Source organism: Nostoc sp. DedQUE09, from assembly GCF_034530915.1.
Lineage (GTDB): Bacteria > Cyanobacteriota > Cyanobacteriia > Cyanobacteriales > Nostocaceae > Nostoc.
On the sequence record NZ_JAVRCE010000011.1, the window covers coordinates 70,457 to 89,062 of the forward strand.

Sequence of the window (18,606 nt, forward strand, 5' to 3'; positions counted from 1 at the left end):
TTTTACCTAGTTCTGTGTAACTTGTTACAAATCTAAACTATTTGTTTAATAAAATCTATCTATCATTAGGCGTATGCAAAATCATTTTTGTTATTGATAATATAAAAATTTATATATATTTTTATACAAAAAAAGAATTATACGTACATCGTTCAGGTGAATGAGTTATGAGTTCTGCTGGATGCGCTCACGATTTTTTAGGGAGCATCCCAATTTGGCAAAAAGACGGGGATAATCAAAAATTATTCGCGATGAAAACTCGCGAATAAAAGGGAGCTATTATACATGAACACCGCAATTCGAGAGAATTAATAATGATTTTGAAATTAAATTTTATCCCAGCTATAAATTATCTGGGTTGGGGTAGACTCTTCCTTTCCAAGCACCGCCGCGCCCTTGCCAATGGCGGAGTGCTGAGTCTAGAGTCATCAGTGTATAGATAGAAGCGATCGCAGGTAAGCTCAATGCGAACCAGGGAGAACATTTATAAAAGCGGATTGTCGGGTAGTAAGCGAAAGTCATTAATAGCCATCCTAATATACCTGTAAGTGCGATCGCCCAATTGCTCCAAACTGCACCCAGAATCACGCATATAGGCGGAGCTAAATAAATCAGAGGCATTCCCACCAAAGTTCCCAATAGTAGTAATGGCGAATAATTCAGCTGGGTATAGGCAGTACGAGCAACCATATCCCAAATTGTCGCCAGCGAGTCATAGGGACGCAGACTACGAGTCAAGCTACTCAATCCTAACCAGATACGCCCTTGACTGGGCATTGGGCCTTGGGCATGGTTATTTTCTTTGTCTCCCCTGCTCCCCTGCTCCCCTGCTCCCCTGCTCCTCTGCTCCCCTGCTCCCCTGTTCCCCTGCTCCCCTGCTCCCCTACTCCCCTGCTCCCCTACTCCCCCATTCTTAACAACCTGAGCTAGGGCGCAATCATCAATTAAAGCTTGGCGAATGACTTGAATACCTCCGATTCGCTCTAAAGCTTCACGGGCAATCAGAATAGATCCCCCAGCTGCGGCGGCTGTGGAATTGTTGGGATTATTCACCCAGCGAAAAGGATAGAGTTTTTGGAAGAAAAAGACGAAAGCTGGAATCAAAAGTTTTTCCCAAAAGCTTTCACACCTGAGTCGCACCATGACCGAAACCAAGTCTAAATCTTCCTGCACAGCTTTAGCAACCAGCCGACGGAGATTACCAGGATCGTGTTCGATATCTGCGTCAGTCAGCAAAAAATAATCTGGTGCAAATTTACTAGCCCTCTTTATACCTTGCTCAACTGCCCAAAGTTTGCCCGACCAACCGGGGGGCAGTGGTTCGCCAGAGATAATATGCAATTGCTGAGGTTTACCTACAGCGTGTGCAACCCCTTCAGCAAAATTTGCAGTCCGGTCTGTGCTGCGATCGTCTACCAAAAACACGTTGAAAGAACCAGGATAATCTTGAAGTAGGAGCGATCGCAAACTAGTTGGTATTAACTCAGCTTCATTACGGGCTGGAACCACGACACAAACCACAGGTAACGATTCTAGCTGAGTTTCTATCACCTCTAATTGCTGGTCTGTCCGCCAAAACTGTCCCCAAAAACCCAGTAATCCTAACCAAATTGTCAAGGATAAGAGCATCAATCCTAATACAATTACATCCATGACCTATTGCAAATTATCAGTGACTCAGACAGAATACTATGTCTATTGATACAGGAAAAAAATTTTTTCGCTGTAATACCGTATTCAAAACTAGTGTTGGGTGTTGAGGTTAAATAGTATTTGATGCAAACACAAGACAGGGTAAAAGTCAATCAAGTCGCAGATGCGATCGCAGCCAGCCAACAATATTTGCTTTCAATTCAAAACCCAGCAGGTTATTGGTGGGCAGAGTTAGAATCCAATGTCACCATCACTGCTGAAGTCGTCCTTTTACATAAGATTTGGGGAACAGACCAAAGCAGACCTTTACACAAAGTTGAAGCATATCTGCGTCAAGAGCAACGAGAGCATGGCGGTTGGGAACTTTATTACGGTGATGGCGGAGAACTTAGCACCTCAGTTGAAGCCTACATGGCGCTGAAACTATTGGGTGTACCAGCAACCGATCCGGCGATGATTCGGGCGCAAGCTTTTATTCTGCAACGAGGTGGTATCAGCAAAACTCGGATTTTTACCAAGTTACACCTAGCCTTGATTGGCTGCTACAACTGGCGCGGTATTCCCTCGCTACCACCTTGGATAATGCTGTTGCCAAAAGCTTTTCCTGTCAATATCTACGAAATGTCTAGCTGGGCACGTTCTAGTACTGTGCCGTTGCTGATTGTATGCGATCGCAAACCTGTTTATCTCACCGACTCAGCAATCAATCTAGATGAGCTATACGCTGAAGGTGTTGATCGAGTCCAGTGGGAATTACCCCAAAGTGGCGATTGGACAGATTTATTCCTCACCCTCGATCAGGGGTTTAAGCTGGCAGAAAGCCTTAATTTAGTCCCTTTCCGTCAAGAAGGCATCAAAGCCGCCGAAAAATGGATTTTAGAGCGCCAAGAAGCTACAGGCGACTGGGGCGGCATTATTCCGGCGATGTTGAATTCAATGCTGGCTTTGCGATGTCTGAATTATGACAGAAGCGATCCGATTGTGGAACGAGGTTTGCAAGCAATTGATAACTTTGCCATTGAAACAGAAAATAGCTACCGGGTACAGCCTTGTGTTTCACCAGTTTGGGATACTGCTTGGGCAATGCGTGCCTTAGTAGAATCTGGCTTTGCACCAGATCATCCAGCTGTAGTAAAGGCTGGAGAATGGTTGTTGCAAAAACAAATTTTAGATTACGGAGATTGGGCTGTCAAAAATCGCCAGGGAAAACCAGGGGCTTGGGCGTTTGAGTTTGACAATCGCTTTTATCCCGATGTAGACGACTCGGCGGTGGTGGTGATGGCTTTACATTTGGCAAAACTTCCTAATGAGAAAATCAAGCAGGCTGCGATCGCTCGTGCCTTAAATTGGATTGCATCTATGCAATGTAAACCCGGTGGATGGGCTGCTTTTGATTTGGACAACGATCAAGATTGGCTCAACTCTATCCCTTATGGCGATTTGAAAGCCATGATCGATCCAAACACCGCAGATGTTACGGCTAGAGTACTAGAAATGCTTGGTGCTTGTGATTTGTCAATTGATAATTATAATTTGGAGCGATCGCTTACTTATCTTTTGCACGAACAAGAAACCGAAGGGTGTTGGTTTGGTCGTTGGGGTGTAAATTATATCTACGGTACCAGTGGCGTTTTATCAGCTTTGGCGTTAATCGATCCTCAAAAGTATAAACTCAATATAGAACGAGGAGCAGCTTGGTTAGTTGGATGTCAAAATCCAGATGGTGGTTGGGGCGAGACTTGCCGCAGCTACGACGATCCCAGTCTCAAAGGAAAAGGAAATAGTACTGCATCTCAAACTGCTTGGGCTTTAATTGGCCTTTTGGCCGCAGGTGAAGCAACAGGTAAATTAGTTCTTGAGGTGATTGAGCGGGGAATTGACTATCTGGTGGCAACTCAACAGCCTGATGGTACTTGGTTTGAGGCGGACTTTACAGGTACTGGCTTCCCTTGCCATTTTTATCTCAAGTATCATATGTATCAACAATACTTTCCTTTAATCGCACTAGGTCGTTATCAAACAGCGATTAAAGAAGGTTAATATTCGTTTTTAGTAAGGTAGCACCCTATGCTACCTTATCGTGTATTCCATTGATACGAAAACAGTTATTACATCAATACTTTTCGGATAAACCCCAATACTTCTCGGTTAAGGGGAAAAGGGGAAAGGGAAAAGGGAAAGAAAAAACCTTTAACCCTTACCCTTTACCCCAAACCCGATTCCGAGTTAAAAATGCTTAACCGAGAAGTATTGGGATAAACCCAACAATCTCTTTTTTGGTCTGGGGGAAAGGTTGATGGGTTTGCGGGTAAAGGTAAATTCAAACCTTTTCCCTTTCCCCTTTCCCCCTTAACCCAAAAGTATTAGTTATTACATAAGCGATCGCATCAACTATATTTACTCAAGTAAAGAAAGTTTATTCTCTTAATATTTAATTCTATTCTCTAGCAATGACAATATCGTTAGATTTAATAACTGCATAAGCTTCTTTTCCCTCAGATAATTCCAACTCTTCTGCGGAAGCTCTGGTGATAATCGAAGTTAATTCTACTTTGTGAACAATTTCCAAAGTTACCTCACTATTAACTGCTCCATAAACAACTCGTTTAACCACACCTTTAAGAATATTGCGAGAGCTAACTTTTAGTGATTTCTTGTGAATACTACTTTCTATGTCAGGCTTTTGAGTGTAATAGATATCTTCCTGTTTTTCTTGCTGAGTTGCTGGTGATATTGGTGTTGAGGACTGCTGAGTGAGACTACGCACAAGTTCCCGCAGAATCTCAGTCTTGGTGCGTTGAGACTGTTCGCAGAACTCCTCTAGAATCTTCCGCTCGTCTTCTGAGGTTTGAAATGTAACCCATCCTTGTTCTTTTCTTGGCATAATAATATTATTATCAATTTTGGTTATCTTAGTAAAATTCTACCAAGTGTCAATTCGATACGTCGTTTTAGTAATAACATTTTTTTGTCGGTATTTTCGGCATTTTTATCGCAAATTAATCAACCATTCTCATATAGTTAACTACATATATATTTATTTTTTTCTAGATGCGAAATATTTTGTTACTTGAAATTGTCTAAATTATCACTAAAATGATACCAACTAAGATGGTATAACATTAGTCTATGGTATTTGTTGGGATAGCTACGCTTACGCAAGGATAATCTAACAGAAAATTCCACTGGCGACGCCGAATAGCCCGTCGCAGACATCGCGTGAGTGCCGTAGGATTATTTAACGTGAGTTCACAGCCAGGGGATGAAACACCTAAAATCACGTTCTCAAGACTTGCGGAGTTTATTTGAGAACAATATCACCATTGAATACGTGGCAGAACCTTTAAAAGCTATGCCAGCTGATGCGGAGGCGAAAGAAGTGCTGCATTGGATGCAAGCACAAAATTTTGATGTTATCGGCGTGGAGACGGGAGATATTATTAGCGGTTATGTAGAACGCTCTAGTTTGATCCCAGGCAAAAAAGGTAAATGTAGCGACTATCAACGGGTGTTTCATCCCAAAGAATTAATTGCTATTTCCACCCCACTGATAAAGTTGTTACCCATTTTGCAACAAACTCCGCGATTGTTTGTTTTGGATTGCAATCAGGTAAGTGGTATTGTCACCTGTGGTGATTTGCAGAAAGCACCCGTGCGAATGCTACTGTTTGGCTTAGTAACGCTGCTAGAAATGAATTTGCTGCGGCTGGTGCGGATTTACTATCCTCAAGATTCTTGGCAAAAAGTCCTTAAACCTGAGCGTTTAGAAGTTGCTCAACGACTATGGCGAGAGAGTCTGGAAAGAAACGAAGCCACCGATTTGTTAGATTATCTACAATTCTGTGATAAGCGAGAGTTGATTTTAAACCAACCAGAACTTCTCCAGCAACTAGGATTAAAATCAAAACGGTTTGGCGAACGTTTCCTCAAGTCTGCTGAACAGTTGCGAAACCGATTAGCTCACGCCCAAAATTTAGTTAGTGGTTCCTCTTGGACAGAATTGATTTCTCTAGCAGAAGCGATGGAAAAGCTGTTAATTCATTGTGAGGAAGTTGAGTAAAGTGGTTAGCTTTGTTTAACACTATTGAACCAACCGCTCAAATCCGCTGGGTTCGAGCAAATAGGTTCTATATGAGGTCTTGGTTTTACTTTTTTAATTTCACCGTGAATCAGTGACTTAGAAAAAGTTTTTACTAAAAAACTAGGGTTTTTGCTTAAGTCAACTAAGTTCTTAATTTTGAATAAAGTCGAGCTTAGAGGATGTTTGAAAAGTTCTGTTGTCGATATCAAAACTTTTAGCTCCCTCTACATCCCCGTTTTAAAGGGGAGATTTGATTCCAGTTAGCATCTTTTTAACCTGAGTTCGACAAGTTTTGACCTTTCCGCCAGCCCCTTTCCTACGTTAGCGCAGCGTCTCGAAGAGAGGAGAGGGGAGCAAAAACCCTCTAATCTCGTTACTCCTCCCTCTCCTTACGGAGACGCAACGCGTTCGCCTTTTAGGAGAGGGAGGCTGGCAGGGAAAGGTCTGTCGAACTTACGTCTTTTTAAGGTGGGTGAGAGGGGATTTAAAAGTACCTAAATTCACAGCAAAACACTTTTAAAACAACCTCTAAAATTCTCTAATTGAGTCAGAGATAATACTTGATCTGCGATGTCTACGAAGGGCTTCTCTTGGAGACGCAATCGCATTTACCTACGCAATTTTAGAGCAACTATTGCAAGCTTATTTTTAAGCGAACTTATAACTGTTTTTCTATCAACTGTAGGTTAGCAAGCACCGCTCTTATTTGACACAACTTTTAAAGTTTTTAAGATTAGACTAATATCATAAATAATAGACCACTTCCGTTGATAGTCTAAGTCCATGTGAACAATATCTTCAAAGTCTTTAATACTGGAGCGACCATGAGCCTGCCATTCACCAGTCATACCCGGCTTGACATTCAACCGTTCCCAGTGATGCTTTGAGTAGTGTATCACTTCATTAGGAGTGGGAGGGCGGGTGCCTACTAGACTCATTTCCCCCAGCAGCACGTTCCAAAACTGAGGGAGTTCATCTAAGCTAGTGCGGCGGAGAAACCTTCCTACACAGGTAATGCGGGGGTCATTCTCATTTTTGAATATCTGATTGCTTTGAGCTTCATTCTTAACTAGATGTTTAAGTTGGTCGGCTCCGACTGACATCGAACGGAATTTCCAAATTCGGAAGTGACGCCCATTTAAACCACAGCGAATTTGACTATAAAATATAGAACCTGGGCTATCTAACTTAATTGCGATCGCAATAGGAATTGCTACGAATACTGTAATCGATAGTCCAATAACAGCACCCAAGATGTCAATCATTCGCTTGGCTTTACTGATTACAGAGGGATGAACTGGAACTTTAACTTTAGCAAGAGTATGGGTATCATCTAGAACTTGCATATCAAAACGATGGGGAGTAAAGATATTAGACATGGTAATTGTAGTTTCAGTAGGTAAGTTTATAAACTCGATCGTCTGTACATTTACTTATTTCAATAACCTACAAAAGTGCGAACGAGATTTTCTAATCGGTTAAACAAGTAAATATATCATCAGTCAATCTGTTCTTTAAGATATTTGCAATGACGGTGGCGATCAATACTTCATGTTTAAGTATTCAACATCGTTACAACGGCGTCATAATTCTCATAAATTTCAAACACTAAATCCATCTGAGTCAGTTCAAAGATTATCCGAACAGGTGCTTGCAAATTACCGAACGACACACACTTAAACGCATAGACAAAACCCCCTTAAGTAAAGCGGTTAAGCCTGAACTATCTATAAAATGTACTTTGACTAGATGAATCACTCAAAAAGTAGTGTTACAAGCAACTTTTAATCAGTCTTGGTGATGAATTAAAAGTTCAAATCGTTTTCAAATCCAGACTTATTTCTTGCAGTTAATGTCATTTGGCTACTTTGTTCTTGACCTTGGCGTCGAGCAAACGCATAGGTTAGTACTAAACGTAAAAAGATAAAGTTACCTAGAAGATAGCGCTGCCAAAGTCGAGTCGGTTCCATTGCCAGTCGCCACAACCACTCCATACCAACAGAACGAATTGGATAGGGGGCACGGGCCACACGTTCAGCCATAAAATCGAACAAACCCCCCACACCCATACAAGTGATACGAGGCAATTGGCTAGCGTATTGGTTAATCCAAATTTCCTGTAAGGGTACGCCCATCGCCACTAACAGCAGGTGGGGGCGGGCTACACGAATAGCCTCTAATACCTGCTGCGTTTGTGATTCAGGAAAATAGCCGTGCTGAGTTCCGGCAATTATCAATCCAGAATATGCTTTCTTGAGTTTAGCTGCCGCTTCTTCAGCTACACCCGGCTTACCACCTAGAAAATAAACTGATAAACCTTTTGCTGCCCCTTCTTTGCACAAAGCCGGAACTAAATCAGTGCCATTGAGATTATGCACCAATGGTGTACCCAATAAAGCGCTACCCCAACGAACTCCGCTCCCATCTGCCAACAACAAATCACTCTGCTCTAACGCCTTTGCCAATGCTGGGTTTTTGGCAGCAGTTACCATTGTGTGGGCGTTAGCATAATACACGCGACCACCCTGCCGCTTCAGCAACTGCACCAGTAAGAGTTCAATTGCTTCGTATAAAGGCATACGATCAAAACCAGTATCTAAAAAACTAACTCGGTCTGCCATATAATTTAATGCTCGCCATCTGGAGTTGCAAAATAGTAGAATTCAGAGCATTGCCCATATTTTTTGCTCACGGGAAATTTACTGACAGTGTTATACATTAATGGACACAAATAATTGTCGTTGCTGGTAAGTGAGCATTGCCTGCAACAAAACTGAAATCTTTGATCTGTGAGGGTTTTGAGATACTTAACTTTTTAATGTGTAAGTATCATGAAATATTTGATCCGAATTGAGAGTTTATTCACAAGGTTGAGTAAAAACCTCGTGAAGCCTAAGTATACTTTCGTACGCAAATACCGATATGAAATACTATCTGATGGCTACTTAAATTATTTTTTATACAGTATCCTAACGAGGAATAAAATTATCCAGCTAACTATCCGTTTGACTGTAGCGTACAGATATTCTAAATTTCATAATAAGATAGTTGGGCACAATCAAACAAACGTATGTTTAATTTTTTAAAACTCGTACAATAACCAATTTATAAGCTGTTTGGGGAATTTACATTTCTTCACCTAGCTTGTTTTTTCAACGCCGCTTGACTGACTACATCAGATAAAAAACCAAAAAAATCAGAGATTTTGATAACTACAGAAATTAAGATAACAAACAATTATTGACACGTAAAATTGGTGTTGAACAGATGATATGTTAAGTAAAAATATTTCTAGTAGCGAGTGAGAAGTTTTGTTTCTCTCGTCATTTCTATAGTTAGGCAATAATGGCAGTCTGTGGACTTGTCAGATTGCAATTTAATTGCTTATGCTTTTTATCTGTTAATGACTTGAGCCTGCCTGGGAAAAATAAATCTTTATTATTTCTATACTTTCCGCTCTTAACTGATAATTTAGCTCAACTTATCCACCCAAGGCCTTATTGTTACGTCCATTCAATGCTGACGATCGCAAAAACCATCGTATAGTATGCATTTCCCATTTGCAGATAAGTCTAAACATATGAAAAGACTATGACAAGACACCGAATTATGGTTGTTGGTAACAATGTCATGACCGTGCAGCGCGTCAGCAGTCATTGCCTGAAACAAAATGCAGAAGTTTTTCCATATTATTGTATTCCCACGCCTGAAGAGATAACTTTGTTTGAACCTCATGTATTGGTGCTGTGTCTACCCATACCTGAGCAATTCCAACATCAACTACTTCAGCCTTACATTTTGTGGTCAGAACAACTTGTGAATAACATCTCACCACTAGCTACCACTTTTACAGAATTATCTGCCTATTTACATAAATTCCTCTAAGCTTAAATCAAGCCTTGGCGTACGGCTAAAGCTGCTGCTTGAACGCGATCGTCAACGCTAAGTTTGTTGAGAATCATACGTACATAAGACTTGACGGTTCCAAGTGAGAGATAGAGTTGGTTTGCAATCTGCTGGTTTGAGCGCCCTTGTGCAATAAGTTTAAGAATCTCGCGTTCGCGATTACTGAGAATAGGTTGCGCTATTACCTGAGATACAGGAGCATTAGGAGCGACAGCGGTTGACTTAAGCATCCGAGCAACTTTTTGAGCGATTAGAGGATCTAAATAAGCACCACCTTGAAGTATCAATTGAATAACAGCGATGAGCTGTTCCCATTCAATGGTTTTAAGACAGTAACCATCAGCACCAGCTGCAAGCATCCCCATGACCTGGATATCGTCGTCGAAGGCACTTAAGGCTAGAACACAAGTAGTCAAGCAGTTACTTTTTATGTGCTGGGTGGCTGTAATCCCATCCATAACTGGTAGATCAATATCCATTAAAACTACATCTGGTTGGAGTTGGCTAGCTAATTCAACAGCCTCTCCACCGTCCAATGCCTCTCCAACTATACTAAAACCAGGTTCTAGGCTAAATTGCCCTTTCATTCCTCGGCGGATTAAAGCGTGATCGTCAACTAATAGAACCCGCACAGTTTTCTCTTTGTCAATATTAAGTATCATTCTTGGTACATGTGGTTATATTCTGTTCATCGTTGCAATCAACTTTATTTATGGCACTTGGGAGAGTAAACCAGAAAGTACTTCCTTTTCCAAGAGAACTTTCAACGCCAATGTTTCCTCCGTGAGCCTCAATAATTTGACGACATAAGTACAGACCAAGCCCACTTTTTCCACGATGCCCTCGTCCTTGAATAAAGCGGTGGAACAACTTTTCCTGAGCTTGCGGTGCAATTCCTGGACCGTAATCACACACCGAAACCCGCACTTGCTCTTCTCCATAAGGCGTTATCTGAATCAGAATTTCCCCGTTAGGTTTACTTACCCGCACAGCGTTATCAAGTAAGTTTTGTAAAACTCTTTGAATTTCTAGTTCATCACCATAGACAGTTGGCAGCAATTGAGAAGTTTTACAAACGAAGGCTAACTCACGTGTAGATGTTGCTTTTATCTGACCAATTACTTTAATTAAAATCTTTTCCCAATTCAAGCGATCGCACATTAAACAAGCGCTGCGGGCTTCATAACGGGAGATATCTAAGAGGAGTTCCACAAGCTTAAGCAGATCCTCATTAGCTTCATGGTACTCTTGAAAAACTTCCTTCCAAGTGTCATTTACTGAACCAAAAGCTCCTTTGAGCATACAATCTAAAGTGTTACGAGTGGCAAGTAAAGGAATACGTAGGTCGTGGGAAAGTGCAGATATCATGTCTTCAAGCTGTTGGTTACGCACCTCAATACTTTGTTGACGATGACGAGTCTTATCAGCGATCGCGTTAAGAACTCCAGCTAGTTGCCCGATCTCATCTAGAGAAGAATGGGACAGTTGCACTTCCATTTGTCCCGCTTGCCAAAGTTTACAAACTTGGGTCAATTTGTTTAATGGAAGTTTGACTCGCCAATGCAACAACTGGAGATTTAAAATTGCTCCTAACAAAATGATTAATGTGCTGAAAATATTGATCGCAGTGCTAATATTATTCAAATACTTTACACGAATTTTGCGAACCCTCAAAAGCATCTCTTCGTGCTGAATGAGTTTCCCAATCTCGTTGTGCAGGGAATCAAATAAAGTGCTTTTTGTCAGAGCAGAGTTGCTGGCAGAAACAGAAAGCGCTTTTTGCTTCAACTCTTTTTGCCACTGGTTATATATATATATAATTTTATCAAGTTGTTTTATTTGATCGGGGTTGTCTTGTACGAGATTGTACAGGTTTTTGAAGCTGTTGTGGAAGCTGGGCCTCTTCTGACGATAATTTATAGCATTAATTTGTCCCTGAGTGGAATTTTCTAGAAAACTTTTTTCTTGATTATCTATTACAGCATTGAGTAGACGTTCTCCTTCTTGCCTTACAAGTAAAGCATGAGTTACCCGATCATATACTTCATGATTTAGATGTGCTATCAAGAGGTTGAAGACTTGCTGTCCTAATAAACACAACACTAGCAGTAAAATACTAGTATGCAGAGGTTTTAAAAAATTACCTTTCCTAGATGGATGAATTAAGAAAGGTATCAAGCTAATAGCTATCACTACTTAATATTTCTACCACCTTAATCAAAGTTACTAAAATACTAATTTATATCCGTATACTACAGTCCTGTAAAAGCTTTGCTGATATTAAGCTGTCATTCCATAAGCGTTAACTATACATATACTACATATCAATATACCTTGTATTAACAACACAATTGTATTAAATAACGTTGCAAAAATCATACTACTATGTTTTTTACAAAAATTAACATAGGGCACAAAAATTATTAATTTTTGGGTAAACAATAGTATTTTTTTACGGACTCCCTCGGTATATTCCTCTACCATTAGTGCCAATAAAGACTAGTCCGAATTTCTGCCAGCTAGCCTCCATTACATTAGGCTCATTGCCCATAGGTTGGTGTAAAAAGGCGATATTCATCCATGTTTTTCCTGTATCGAGAGAACGAAATACTCCTTGGCCCATACCAGCAATTTCCCCATACAAATACAGTGCAGGAATTTTGCTTCCCTTCTGTGCCTTACCAAGAGCGAATAAATAAGCTTTCTTCACTTTCGGAATCTGGGCAAAGTTCACACCGCCATTTGTTGAGCGATAAAGTCCGTGAGAATTAAGACTGAGCCAGACTTCGCCTTTAACACCCGGAACTGTTTTGAGCATAGACCAACTTTCTGAAGGCAATAATGAGTTTACAATCCTAAAGGATGCACCTCCATTCTTACTACGGTATAACTTGCCACTGCTGTAGTAGTAAAAAGTGTTGCCATCTAATTTGTCAGCTACTAATGGTTGACCCCAGTACCACGGGCCTTTAGGTCCTTTGGGTAATCCTGATACTTTGCTCCAAGAAAATCCGCCATTGGTTGTGCGAATAGCCTGTCCTCGATGAATAATGGCGACAAATAGATTTGGATTTGTAGCTGACATGGCTATACGCAACGGTATTGTGTTCTTCGGAAACGAGGAAAATTTTTTCCATGTCAGTCCCCCATCTTTCGAAGTTGCTCCCGTATAAGTATTGTTCCATCGATTACCACCAACACGTACCATTCGTGAAGGATTGCTTTCGCTATAAGCAAGACCATAGGTATCCTGAAAACGAGGACTATTTTTACCGCCAAACTGTGTAGATGGGTAGACATCTAGCCCATTGCTGTGGTTAAACCCATCCGTATCAGCAACACCGCTCAACAATTTAGAGCCACTTCGAGGCGAGGCTAGGGCGAAGCTAACTATCTGCTCATGTCCTTTTTCATAGTTCGACCAAACAGATGACTCTGCGTTGATGTTGTCTGTCCGCCATGTTCCATACCAGTCTGTTAACCATAACCGTCCAGGAGTTTTTGGGTCAAACTCAATAGCTGAGGTTGCGGAGGCAAAATACCACTCAGGCCACCAGGGCACTTGAGGTTTCAAGGTACGCTGTTTCTGTTGCCATGTAGCTCCACCATCAGTAGATTGAAATATTACACGATGGTTTGTTGTGGAAACATACTGGTCATAAACAATTAAAAGGTGATTGGGATTGTTTGGATCTACAGCAATGGCATTAAATGTAGTTTTCGCGTTACTTGGTGTGATATCGCTCCAAATACTGTTTGCATATTTGCTGACACCTGATCTATGCGTTACATACAAAACTTTGTCCTTTGCCAGAGCCATTCGATTCACGTGTGATGGGCTTCCTGATATTTTGCTCCAGGTAACACCCGCATCAGTGGATTTATATATGCCATCTCCATAGGCATTGGCATAGACTAGTCCAGACACATTTTTGCTAAATACAATACCTGCAATTCCAATCTTCGCTTCCGACTTATCGGGAAAGGAGCTAAGTTTGCCCCATGTTGTGCCACCATCTGAAGACTTCCATAGCCCATTCAATCGCGAGCCAAATAAAATCACATTGGAATTAAAGGGATTCACGGCTAGCCTCTCTCCTAGCCAACGTTTGGTTTCATTGCCGCCCATTGGCAAGTCTATTTTCAGCTTATTCCAGTTTTGACCGCGATCGCTCGATTTAAAAATTGTCCCTAACCCACTCCAACTACTAGTATATTTACCTGCTGCAATATATACAATATCTGGGTTATTTGGGTCAAGTGCTAAGCCTTCTCCCCCGTAGTAATTGCTGTGTTGCAAGCTAAATATATCTGTTAGCGGAATCCATTTGTAATTTTTTGAATTCCAACGATAAAAGCCACCCATATCAGTTCTGATGTAGGCTAAATTTCGCTCTCGTGGATGCAAATAAATGCCTGTAACATAACCACCTCCTCCGATAGAGACATTAGTCCAGTGATAGCCTGATCTAGTACTCCAACTAGATTTAAGGGGTGTAAATTTGACGACAATAACCAGTGCAAGTATAGCAATACAAGTTGTTTTCCCTAATAGCCTCCAGAAACGGCGATCGCTCATTGCTATTTTCATGAGATTTGCAAGTATTTACTTTAATTTACTTTACAAAAAGTAAATTAAAGTAAAGTAAATCAGGTACAGCTAGGTGGATATCTGGGTGGATAATTTTATTGAACCTTGGAGGATGCTGTCTGCATTGAGACAATATTGACCATCAGGCAGTTTTGTCATTGCTGTTTAAGAAGGAAACTTTAATAAGAATTATTAATAAATTTTTAAGCAACCATGTAGTACGATCCTGTAAGTTTACTTAGGCGAATCGCAAAACCCCACCTAGATTTTGTAATTCCGCAGCCAGTTCCCGACTTTAAAGGATTTTTAATGGCCAATCATACAGAAATCTCTGCGGGTTACCCTAGCAGTTTGAGAAAATTAGTAACGAAACAAGGATGTTGGCAGCGTTACTTACTTCTAGGTTTAGCTACCAACATAGCATTTTGGACTTCAACTATCCTCTATTTAAAGCTTACACCACCGACCTACACTAGTTCTTCAGCTATTAATCTGCCAGGAGCATGGTCAAATGCCAATATTAATTTACCAGGCATTGGCAATGCTAATTATGAAAATGTGTCTCCATACGCTGCTCTTTCTTCTCAAGATCCAAGAGAAATTTATAAATTTATTGCTGAAAGCGACCCCATATTAAAAGCGGCAGCGGATCAACTTAATATGTCTTTAGAAGAGTTTGGCAAACCTCGGCTCAAGCTAATAATTAATACTTCCATGATGAGCATTGACTTCCAAGGTGCGAGTCCCCAAGAAGCTAAAAATAAATCTTTAGCTTTTTACAAAGCCTTGCAAGCAAGACTCAACATACTACGAAATCAAGAAGCTGTTCAAAGAGATATAGGTTACCAAACATCCCTAATTTCTTCGCAAAAAAAATTAGAAATTGCTCATAAGCGCCTTGCCGATTACAAAGCACGTTCAGGTTTGAACTCTGAAGATCAAATTAAGAATCTTACAACCAATATTGAAGAGCTACGTAGACAACGATCTGAGATAATCGGTCAACAGCAACAGGCTAGTACTCGTCTGGCACAATTATCGGATAATTTAAAACTATCTGCTGGACAAGCTACAGATGCTTTTACCCTTCAAACAGACCAGATATTTCAACAGAACTTAAAAAATTATAGTGATGCTAGCGCTTCTGTGGTTGTTTTAGAATCCAAATTTTTGCCTAACCATCCAACATTAATTGCAGAGCAAGCGAAAAGAGACGCTGCTCAAGAGGCCCTGCTAGTTCGAGGTCAGTCTCTTTTAGGGCGAAAATTCACTTTGGCAGTTCTAAAGCAGTTAAGTCTTAGTAGCAATAACTCTGGTAACAGCGTTCCTCGAGACGCTCTTTCCCAAGAACTAGTTATAGTTCAGGCAAACCAAAAGGGATTTACCGCCCAAGCTCAAGCAATAGAACAACAGATTAACCAGCTTGAGAGTAGGCTCAAGCGTTTAACACAGCTGGAGACCACCTTGGATTCGCTGAAACGAAATGTGCAAATTGCGGAAGCGGTCTTTTCCTCCAATTTGACCAGACTAGATATTGGCAAGTCGAATACCTTTGGCTCTTATCCACTGATTCAACTTGTGATACAGCCTACATTACCTGAGAACCCGTCTTCACCAAAAGATAAATTGGTTTTACTCGGTTCAACTTTAGGCTCCCTTTTCGTATCCCTTGGGCTGGTGTTACTTTGGTGGCGCGAACGCAAAAATTTAATATCTGATAAGACTGTGAGTACAGAGAGGAAGAGAATGGAACAATGAAACCTCAAAACTTTGAAGAAAGTCTTGTTTGGTATTGGATAATTAGTACCTATGTATTTTATTTTATTGGTATTTTATATCCTGTAAATTTCGTATTAGCTTGGATACTGTTTTTTTACCTATGTAAGCGGCTTTGGAACCAAACAGCGCACACTAGTATTGACAAAAGAATCAAAGTTTATTGGATGCATTGGGTTTGGATTGTCTCTATTCTGGTCATAGCGATCGCTACAATTTTAGGTTGTATAACTTATGATGTAGGTACAAATCAAACTCTTAGGTCATTAATCAATTGGTTTACAGATTGGGCTTTGCTAGCACTATTTCCATTAAGCGGCTGTCTCAATATTCGACCACAACTAATCTATAGAGCCGTCTGTATCTTATGCCTTCAAAGTTTGATTTTAATTCCCCTTTTTTATCTAGCTTGGATATTACAGTTGCCTGCACACCTATATTCTTCTCCAATTGAAAGATTAATACAGAATGGTGAGCTTTTTTACAATGTAAATCTCTATGGTAGTGATTACGGTACGAATAATGTCCGTCTATTTCTATTCGCACCTTGGGCACCTGCGCTAGGTCTTATTGGAAACATCTACTTTTTCCTTGCTCTTGAAGAACCTAACAAGAAGTGGCGCTGGATTGGTATGGTCAGCTCTTTAGCTATGAGTATAGTATCTGTTTCTCGCTTATCTTTTATAGCTTTACCAATAGTTTTCATATTAGTTTTATTGCTGACAAAAATTACTAAACCTACTACGCAAATTGCGCTCGGATTTGTTAGCTTTTTAGCAGGTATTTTTAGCACGGCAGTTGTGAGTGCTATTAAGGATACTAAAGAAGCATTTTATAATGCTAGACCGGACTCTTCACGAGTGCATGAAGCTTTAGGTGTAATTGCCTTAGAGAAATGGAAAGAAGCTCCTATATGGGGTCATGGTTTTCGAGAAGCACCAGGCCCTAAAGTTTTAGCAGAAATGCCTATCGGCTCTCACCATACTTGGTTTGGTCTCTTGTTTGTTAAAGGGATAGTTGGCTTCATTGCTTTTTTAGTACCAATTTTATTGAGTTTTATAGTTTTGCTGATTAAAGCACAGAAAAGCACAACTGCCAGGGGAGCATTGTATTTTCTTGTTACTCTATTACTTTTTACATTTAATGATAGCCAAGAGGCTTTAGGTTATTTATACTATCCCGGTTTAATCATCATGGGAATTGCATTTAAAGAAGAAGTACAGCCTCCTAAACCTTCTCTTCATAAAAAGCCTGAAGCTGCTTATATTTAAATTTTAACTTGATAAAAAATATCTATTTGTCTCTTAAGGATGCCCTCATGTTAATCAAAAAGCTAAGGCAAAAAGTATCTAGTCAATATTTGCGTAATATTGGTTGGATGGGGGGAGCAGAGTTAGTGAATCGTGTGTTCCGATTGGGAACAACAGTTACTTTATCTCAACTGTTAAATCCCTATGATTATGGATTGATTGCAATCGTTTTGACTACCAATGAATTTGCAACTGTTTTTACCTTAAGAGCGGGAATTGGCTCTAAGATTGTTCAGGCATCAGAGCAGGATCTAAAAATTATTTGTCAGACATCTTACTGGCTTAATTGGATACTATGTGGAGTAATGTTTATTCTTCAGTGTCTTGCTGCTTTACCAGTTGCTTTGTTTTATAGTAATAACCAAGTTATCTTACCTATCTGCATTATGGCATTAGTCTACTTAATGCTGCCAATCTTTGCAGTTCAATCTGCCTTAATCCAGCGAGAGAACCGCCTGAAAATTACAGCATTATGCAATGCCACGCAGTCAATCTTAATTAATATTCTCACTATAGCTTTAGCTCTATTAGGGATGGGAATGTGGGCTGTTGTTATACCTATTGTTATTACGACTCCAGTATGGATTGTTATCAATCTGATGAATCATCCTTGGCGTCCTACCATGTCGTTTAGTTTTAATAAGTGGCAGGAAGTCGTTAGTTATGCTAGAAATATTCTTGGCGTTGAGTTACTAAATAAGCTAAGAGCTAATCTTGATTACTTAATTATTGGACGTTTTTTAGGAGTCCAAGCGCTAGGAATTTACTATTTCGCTTTCAATGCTGGGTTAGGAATCAGCATGAATGTCATAAATACAATGACTTGGTCTTTATACCCCCATCTTTGTGCCGCTAGGGGAAACTTTAAAGAGTTTCAAGAACGTTATTTTAGTAGCCTCAAAACATTTGCCTTAATTGTATTTCCATTAGTTTTGCTACAGTCAAGTCTAGCTCCATTTTATGTCCCAATTGTTTTTGGGCAAAAATGGGTAACAGCAATTCCAATATTGATAGTTATCTGTTTGTCAGCGTTACCACGCCCATTTGCTGATGGCGCTTCTATGTTACTTAACTCTGTAGATAAAAGTCACATTAATCTTTATTGGAACCTAATTTTTACTACTATTTTTACAATTTCATTACTAGTAGCTGTGAAATGGGGAATTTTTTGGGTAGCTGTTGCGGTGCTAATGACTCATCTATTAGCGTTACCTCTTTACAGTATTTGGGCTAGTAAATATATTTTATCTAAAACTCAATCTTTATCAATTGCAAAATAAGAATTAAAT

Annotated in this window: 13 protein-coding genes; 6 read left to right on the forward strand and 7 right to left on the reverse strand. The window is 40.1% G+C overall.

Annotation, left to right across the window (positions count from 1 at the left end; genetic code table 11):
* Positions 1-342: 342 nt before the first annotated feature.
* Complete coding sequence (locus tag RMY27_RS09565; protein WP_322662582.1) at positions 343-1,653, reverse strand: glycosyltransferase; 1,311 nt, start codon at positions 1,651-1,653, stop codon at positions 343-345.
* A gap of 123 nt (positions 1,654-1,776) precedes the next feature.
* Between RMY27_RS09565 and shc the strand changes: the two genes are divergently transcribed.
* Positions 1,777-3,693, forward strand: a complete 1,917-nt coding sequence (shc, locus tag RMY27_RS09570) for a squalene--hopene cyclase (protein WP_322662584.1) — start codon at positions 1,777-1,779, stop codon at positions 3,691-3,693.
* Positions 3,694-4,090: 397 nt separating this feature from the next.
* Here shc and RMY27_RS09575 read toward each other — a convergent pair whose 3' ends face one another.
* The gene (locus RMY27_RS09575) at positions 4,091-4,537 is read right to left on the reverse strand and encodes a molybdopterin-binding protein (RefSeq protein WP_322662585.1); all 447 of its coding nucleotides are present in this window, start codon (positions 4,535-4,537) and stop codon (positions 4,091-4,093) included.
* Positions 4,538-4,915: 378 nt separating this feature from the next.
* Between RMY27_RS09575 and RMY27_RS09580 the strand changes: the two genes are divergently transcribed.
* Entirely contained in the window at positions 4,916-5,713 is a 798-nt protein-coding gene (locus RMY27_RS09580; protein ID WP_322662587.1) for a hypothetical protein, read from the forward strand.
* 707 nt (positions 5,714-6,420) lie between these two features.
* Here the strand turns inward: RMY27_RS09580 and RMY27_RS09585 are convergent.
* The gene (locus RMY27_RS09585; protein ID WP_322662711.1) at positions 6,421-7,080 is read right to left on the reverse strand and encodes a sugar transferase; all 660 of its coding nucleotides are present in this window, start codon (positions 7,078-7,080) and stop codon (positions 6,421-6,423) included.
* 459 nt (positions 7,081-7,539) lie between these two features.
* Positions 7,540-8,355: a WecB/TagA/CpsF family glycosyltransferase gene (locus tag RMY27_RS09590; protein ID WP_322662588.1), complete on the reverse strand. Its 816-nt coding sequence runs from the start codon at positions 8,353-8,355 to the stop codon at positions 7,540-7,542.
* A 970-nt stretch (positions 8,356-9,325) separates the two neighbouring features.
* Between RMY27_RS09590 and RMY27_RS09595 the strand changes: the two genes are divergently transcribed.
* Positions 9,326-9,619, forward strand: a complete 294-nt coding sequence (locus tag RMY27_RS09595) for a hypothetical protein (RefSeq protein WP_322662590.1) — start codon at positions 9,326-9,328, stop codon at positions 9,617-9,619.
* Positions 9,620-9,621: 2 nt separating this feature from the next.
* On the opposite strand, the gene RMY27_RS09600 is transcribed toward RMY27_RS09595, so the two are convergent.
* The 3 genes from RMY27_RS09600 to RMY27_RS09610 form a co-directional block, all read right to left on the reverse strand.
* Positions 9,622-10,272, reverse strand: a complete 651-nt coding sequence (locus RMY27_RS09600; RefSeq protein WP_322662592.1) for a response regulator transcription factor — start codon at positions 10,270-10,272, stop codon at positions 9,622-9,624.
* Between the two features lie 19 nt (positions 10,273-10,291).
* Positions 10,292-11,833: an ATP-binding protein gene (locus RMY27_RS09605; RefSeq protein WP_322662594.1), complete on the reverse strand. Its 1,542-nt coding sequence runs from the start codon at positions 11,831-11,833 to the stop codon at positions 10,292-10,294.
* Between the two features lie 259 nt (positions 11,834-12,092).
* The gene (locus tag RMY27_RS09610; protein WP_322662596.1) at positions 12,093-14,231 is read right to left on the reverse strand and encodes a hypothetical protein; all 2,139 of its coding nucleotides are present in this window, start codon (positions 14,229-14,231) and stop codon (positions 12,093-12,095) included.
* 309 nt (positions 14,232-14,540) lie between these two features.
* On the opposite strand from RMY27_RS09610, the gene RMY27_RS09615 reads away from it, so the two are divergent.
* Genes RMY27_RS09615 through RMY27_RS09625 form a run of 3 tightly spaced genes read left to right on the forward strand, consistent with a single transcriptional unit; the run spans position 14,541 to position 18,597 of the window.
* Complete coding sequence (locus RMY27_RS09615; RefSeq protein WP_322662598.1) at positions 14,541-15,989, forward strand: hypothetical protein; 1,449 nt, start codon at positions 14,541-14,543, stop codon at positions 15,987-15,989.
* Positions 15,986-17,278, forward strand: coding sequence for an O-antigen ligase family protein (locus tag RMY27_RS09620; RefSeq protein WP_322662600.1), 1,293 nt, complete (start codon positions 15,986-15,988; stop codon positions 17,276-17,278). The genes RMY27_RS09615 and RMY27_RS09620 overlap by 4 nt, the downstream gene beginning before the upstream one ends.
* Positions 17,279-17,325: 47 nt before the next feature.
* Positions 17,326-18,597, forward strand: coding sequence for a lipopolysaccharide biosynthesis protein (locus RMY27_RS09625; protein ID WP_322662602.1), 1,272 nt, complete (start codon positions 17,326-17,328; stop codon positions 18,595-18,597).
* Positions 18,598-18,606: the final 9 nt, after the last annotated feature.

Coding starts and splice junctions, on each gene's coding strand:
- RMY27_RS09565 (WP_322662582.1), bottom strand. CDS start 1,653: ATGGATGTAATTGTATTAGGATTGATGCTCTTATCCTTGACAATTTGG.
- shc (WP_322662584.1), top strand. CDS start 1,777: ATGCAAACACAAGACAGGGTAAAAGTCAATCAAGTCGCAGATGCGATC.
- RMY27_RS09575 (WP_322662585.1), bottom strand. CDS start 4,537: ATGCCAAGAAAAGAACAAGGATGGGTTACATTTCAAACCTCAGAAGAC.
- RMY27_RS09580 (WP_322662587.1), top strand. CDS start 4,916: ATGAAACACCTAAAATCACGTTCTCAAGACTTGCGGAGTTTATTTGAG.
- RMY27_RS09585 (WP_322662711.1), bottom strand. CDS start 7,080: ATGCAAGTTCTAGATGATACCCATACTCTTGCTAAAGTTAAAGTTCCA.
- RMY27_RS09590 (WP_322662588.1), bottom strand. CDS start 8,355: ATGGCAGACCGAGTTAGTTTTTTAGATACTGGTTTTGATCGTATGCCT.
- RMY27_RS09595 (WP_322662590.1), top strand. CDS start 9,326: ATGACAAGACACCGAATTATGGTTGTTGGTAACAATGTCATGACCGTG.
- RMY27_RS09610 (WP_322662596.1), bottom strand. CDS start 14,231: ATGAAAATAGCAATGAGCGATCGCCGTTTCTGGAGGCTATTAGGGAAA.
- RMY27_RS09615 (WP_322662598.1), top strand. CDS start 14,541: ATGGCCAATCATACAGAAATCTCTGCGGGTTACCCTAGCAGTTTGAGA.
- RMY27_RS09620 (WP_322662600.1), top strand. CDS start 15,986: ATGAAACCTCAAAACTTTGAAGAAAGTCTTGTTTGGTATTGGATAATT.
- RMY27_RS09625 (WP_322662602.1), top strand. CDS start 17,326: ATGTTAATCAAAAAGCTAAGGCAAAAAGTATCTAGTCAATATTTGCGT.